This is a genomic window from Burkholderia sp. Ac-20392 (genome assembly GCF_017104585.1).
Classification (GTDB): domain Bacteria; phylum Pseudomonadota; class Gammaproteobacteria; order Burkholderiales; family Burkholderiaceae; genus Burkholderia; species Burkholderia lata.
The window spans coordinates 1-2,508 of record NZ_JAAGPB010000820.1 but is presented as its reverse complement, the minus strand read 5'-3'; the positions used below and the strand labels follow the sequence as shown (position 1 = coordinate 2,508).

The following is a 2,508-nucleotide window of genomic DNA, read 5'->3' as shown; positions in this document are numbered from 1 at the left end:
CCCGTCAGCGCGCCGAAGCCGGTCGCGTTACCGAGCGCGGACCCGGCGATCGCGCCGATCCACAACGCGACGCGCGGCACCTTCGCGGCGACATAGCGCAGGCCCACCGCGTCGCGGGCGACGAGCGCGAGATAGCTGAGGGCCGTCGCGGCGAGCGACGCACCCCACTCGCCGGCGGACATGTGACGCAGCTGGCGGATCACCGACCGGTAGTCGACAGATTCCGACAGGTGCTGGAAAACCACGATCAGCAGCAGGCCGATGCCGAGCGCGAGCAGCGGCGACAGCACACGCTCGTTGCGGATCAGCGCCCGGACACGGGCGATCACCGCCTCGGCGCGGCCGGGCGAACCAGAGTGGCGGGAAGACATAGAGTGTTCAGTGGTGGTGCATAGCGTGTCGCGGCGCAAGACGGCCAGGCGGCGACGTATCTGGTTGTTCTGCGTGGGCGGTCGGCCGAAGGAAATGGCAGGCGGCGCCTGGATCAGAACTTACGAGTATACGGAATTTATATTACAGAATCTTTCAGGTTCGGATTGTGCGGATTTGTCGTGCCTTGCACATCAAAATCGCATCAAAAATAGTGCGTCCGACAAACGCAAGGTGCGCATCATACCGGGAACCGTCACGGTTTTTTCATCGGATGAATGACCGGTCGCGGAATTGGGAGAAATTCTCCCGGTCGGGCCGCGTGAACGAGGACGGATTCACGGGCCGGTGCAGCACTTCGGAAATGGGGACGGGTGGATCCGGGTGACGGGGTCCCACCGTCTCCCGCCCCGGGAACACACGGGCCCCATCACTCCGCCCGCTCATGCTCCCCCAACCCGATCGCCTTGTAGTCGTAAGTCGGATAGAACTCCGTCCGGTACGCACCCCACGCCGTATCCTCCAGCACGCGATTGACCTCGCGCAGCCGCGACGCCGGCAGCCGCAGCACGACGATCTGCCCGATCCCCATCGTCACGGTCCAGCTCACCACCTCCACGCCCGGCGGCGGAAATGCCTTGTAGAACCCCTGCTTCGCGAGTTGCGCATTCAGTTCGGCGAGCGGGCGCGACTGGTCGTGTTTCAGGAATACGGTGAGCAGTACCGCATTGTCGGGCGTCGCGGCTGTCGTTCCGGCCGGCACGGTCGACGTCTGGCCGATGGCCGGTACGCTAACGATCGCGGCGCCGGCCAACGCTGCAGCGATTGCAAGGGTTCGAATCGGGAAATACGAAATTGCCGTCATGACGTGACTCCATGGCTTCGTGGCTGGAGCCGCCATCATGCGCCGACGGCCTCATCGCCGCAGTCGGCCGGCCGATGCGGCTATGCGTCGTCCGCGCCGCCGCGTTCGCGCAGCACGTCGATGAACGCACGCAGCTTGGCCGGCACGTGCTTGCGGTTGACGTAGTACAGCCACATCGGCGGCAGCGTGCGGCACGCGCCGGGCAACACCTCGACGAGCGCGCCGTCGCGCAGGTCCTGCTCGATCCGCTCGCGCATGAACGCGAATGCAATGCCGACACCCGCGCGCGCCGCGTCGATCACCGCGTCGGCGTCGTTCGTCACGAACACGCCGTCCGGATCGAGATCGACGTCGCGCTGCCCGTCACGCAACGGCCATTTGTGCAGACGCCCGCTCTCCGAGAACCGGAAACGGATGCACGCATGCCGCTCGAGCTCCGCAATCGACGCCGGCACGCCGTGCCGTGCCAGATAGCCTGGCGACGCCACCAGCGCGCACGTCAACGCCGGCGCGATCCGCACGCCGATCATGCCGGGTTGCAGCCGGTCGGCCAGGCGAATCCCCGCATCGAACCCGTCCTTCGCGATATCGACCAGTTCGTTCTCGTAGCGAATCTCGAGCCGGACTTTCGGGTAGCGCTCGCGGAACGTGGCGAGCACCGGCGCGATCACGAGCGTCCGCGCCAGCGGCAGCGCGGTCACGCGCAACAACCCGTTCGGCTCGCTGCGCGCATCCTTCAGTTCGTCACGTGCCTGCATGACCTGCCGGTACGCAGGCTCGGTCTGCTGCCAGTAACGCTGGCCGGCTTCCGTCAGGCTCACGCCGCGCGTGCTGCGATTGAACAGCTTCACGTTCAGCTCGCCCTCGAGCTGCCCGATCGCGAGGCTGACGGCCGCCGGCGTCAGGCCCAGTGCGGCGGCGGCGCGCGTGAAGTTGCCGGCCGTCGCGACGGTCATGAACACGTGCAGCCCGGCCATCGGATCGCGTCTGCTCATCATTAAAAAAACTTGAAACTCCTTCGAGCGGAATGCGGATTCTCCCATATACCGCAACGGCCTACACTGGCCCTGTCGTCCCACCGGAGCCCCGCATGAACCCGCTCATCGCCGCACTGCCGCTCGCGGCCGCCCGCCGCACGATCGAGGCGGCACTCGCGCATGCCGCCTCGCTGCAGGTCGCCGGCATCGCCGTCGCGATCGTCGATGCCGGCGCGAACCTGCTCGCGTTCGCGCGCACCGACGACTGCTTGCTCGGCGCGATCGATCTCGCGCAAA

General features: G+C 66.6%; 3 protein-coding genes and 1 pseudogene. 1 reads left to right on the top strand and 3 read right to left on the bottom strand.

Annotated features, from left to right (window positions below; all coding sequences use genetic code 11):
• The 3 genes and pseudogenes from G3N99_RS38635 to G3N99_RS38625 all read right to left on the bottom strand — a co-directional run.
• Nucleotides 1-371 (bottom strand): annotated as a pseudogene (locus G3N99_RS38635) (hypothetical protein); the annotation flags it as partial.
• Between the two features lie 428 nt (nucleotides 372-799).
• Nucleotides 800-1,234, bottom strand: coding sequence for a hypothetical protein (locus tag G3N99_RS38630; protein ID WP_206125021.1), 435 nt, complete (start codon nucleotides 1,232-1,234; stop codon nucleotides 800-802).
• An 80-nt stretch (nucleotides 1,235-1,314) separates the two neighbouring features.
• Nucleotides 1,315-2,229: a LysR family transcriptional regulator gene (locus G3N99_RS38625; protein ID WP_206125022.1), complete on the bottom strand. Its 915-nt coding sequence runs from the start codon at nucleotides 2,227-2,229 to the stop codon at nucleotides 1,315-1,317.
• A gap of 95 nt (nucleotides 2,230-2,324) precedes the next feature.
• Here G3N99_RS38625 and G3N99_RS38620 point away from each other — a divergent pair.
• On the top strand, nucleotides 2,325-2,508 hold a 184-nt coding region (locus G3N99_RS38620), incomplete at its 3' end, for a heme-binding protein (protein ID WP_206125020.1).

What these genes read in the sequence shown, in the direction of transcription:
- G3N99_RS38630 (WP_206125021.1), bottom strand. Translation starts at nt 1,234, where the DNA reads ATGACGGCAATTTCGTATTTCCCGATTCGAACCCTTGCAATCGCTGCA.
- G3N99_RS38625 (WP_206125022.1), bottom strand. Translation starts at nt 2,229, where the DNA reads ATGAGCAGACGCGATCCGATGGCCGGGCTGCACGTGTTCATGACCGTC.